The sequence below is a fragment of the Actinomycetota bacterium genome (assembly GCA_005774595.1).
Taxonomy (GTDB): domain Bacteria; phylum Actinomycetota; class Coriobacteriia; order Anaerosomatales; family D1FN1-002; genus D1FN1-002.
The window spans coordinates 1-2,009 of sequence record VAUM01000337.1 but is presented as its reverse complement, the minus strand read 5'-3'; the positions used below and the strand labels follow the sequence as shown (position 1 = coordinate 2,009).

At 72.8% G+C, this 2,009-nt stretch carries 1 protein-coding gene; it reads left to right on the top strand.

Annotation, left to right across the window (positions count from 1 at the left end; translation table 11 throughout):
• Positions 1-1,077: 1,077 nt before the first annotated feature.
• On the top strand, positions 1,078-2,009 hold a 932-nt coding region (locus FDZ70_09840), incomplete at its 3' end, for a hypothetical protein (protein TLM69042.1).

Below are 2,009 nucleotides of genomic sequence, written 5' to 3'. Positions count from 1 at the left end.
GGCGTTCCGCTCGCCGGACACGATCGAGCGGCTGCTCGACGCCGAGCCGGACTACGTGAAGATCTCGTTCCAGACCGCGAGCCGCCACAAGTTCTACCAGTCGCGCGGCACCGGCGTCTCGTTCGAGAAGTACGCACTCACGGTCATCGACTTCCTGCGTGCCGCGGCGGAACGCGGCGGGCCGACGAAGGTCACGGTCGACTTCGCGTGCAACTTCATGCCGTGGTACCAGCGCCTCGGCCGCGCGCTGCTCGGAATCGAGGCGGGGGACCCGTCGGTCCGCAACAGCCTGCGTGACCTCTCCCCGTACGTGACCGACTGCGTGGAGTCCGTCGGCCGCGAGGTCCCGGCGCTCCGCGTGAGCCCGGACGTCACCCGCGCGTACCTGGCGTCGGTGGGCCGGCACTACGTGAGACAGGACGCGCTGCATCTCGCGGACAACGTGGCCGTGAAGGTGAAGCGTTTCATCTACGGCCGGCGCTTGAGCGACTTCCGCCCGGCCGGCAGGACCCAGCCGTGTGAGACGCGCATCCTCGGGGTGCTGTCGAACGGCTTGATAGTGCCGTGCTGCCTGACCCACGAGGACCTGCTCGCGATGGGCGACGCACGACGGGAACTGCTCGTGGACGTGCTCGAGCGGTCGCGACCGCTCGTCGAGGGGATCCACGCGGGGCGGGGGATGCCCGCGGTCTGCCGCACCTGCCAGGGTGCGCCGACGCGCCGCGGTGCGCTGGTCATGTCGGGGATCCGCGCGTACCGGGAGCGTCCGGTCGTCGCGACGATCGTCACGATCTCCGGTGCGGCCGTGCTCGCGTTCGCGCTGTGGCTGCTGCATCCCGCGGCGCCGACCCTGAGCCAGGTGCTCTACCACGCGTGGGACGTCAGCGCGGATTTCGTCGGCCGTGCCCTCGAGGCGTTCGGGCGCTTCCTGGAGGCGCAGTAGCCCGAAGGCCCGCGCCTTTGACGGTTGCGGACGGCGTCCCTATACTGTTCATGCAATGAACAGTAGGCTGCGTTCTCCCTGCGTGGAGCGTGTTTCGCTCGCGAACGCGACGCGGCAAGGCCTCAGTGGGAGCCATGACGGCCTCTCCTTCAGCAGCGACACCGGACCGCATCGCCGGAGCGCTTCGGGCGACAGCGTCGGCGCGCGGGGGGACGCCGGCCCGGGACTGGTTCTCCACCGGCGCGTCGGTCGGCGACCGGTTCTCGTCGCGCGCGCTCGATGCGCTGCTCGGCACCGCGTGCCCGGCGGGGTCCTCGCCGATCGCGCGCTTCCGTGCGGCCTGCGGCTTCGTGCTCGCGTCGTGGGCGAGGATGTGGGCGGCGCGGCGTTCGCGTCGCGGGCTCGGCGCACTCCCGCGCGGGGCTGACGTGACGGTGTTGCGCACGTGGGCACACTCCGGCGCGTTCGGCGCCGACGGCTTCTCGGACCCGTACTTCCGGGGGCTCGCAGGCTGGCTCGCGGCGCGGGACAGGCGGGTCGTCAACGTTGTCGGCGCGCTCTCGGAGCGCGCGGACGTGTACCGCGCCGCCGCCGGCGCTGTCGACCGACCCGTCCTCCCGGAACACGCGTTCCTGCGGCTCGGCGATCCGCTCGTCGTCGCGTGGCAGACGCTTCGTGCCCGGCCGCGCGCCGCCGCGGCGGCGTTCGAGGGGCATGACGTGACCGCGCTCCTCCAGGCGGCGATCGACGAGGAGCACGCACGCCGCCAGGTGTTCGCCAACCGGCTCCAGGCCCGCATCGCGGCGCGCATCGCGGAGCGCACTGCCCCGGGGCTCGTGGTGCTGACGCACGAGGGATACGCGTGGGAGCGCCAGTTCGTGTTCGGCGTCCGCGGCGCAGTCCCGGCCGCCTGGGTCGTCGGCTACCAGCACGCGCCCATCACGCCGGGCGCCACCGCGCTGTTCGCGACCGATGGCCTCGCGCCGCGCGAGGCCGGGCTGCCCGACCGCATCGTCACGAGCGGGCGCGCAGCCGCAGGTGAGCTGGTGCGTCGCGGGTACCCCGC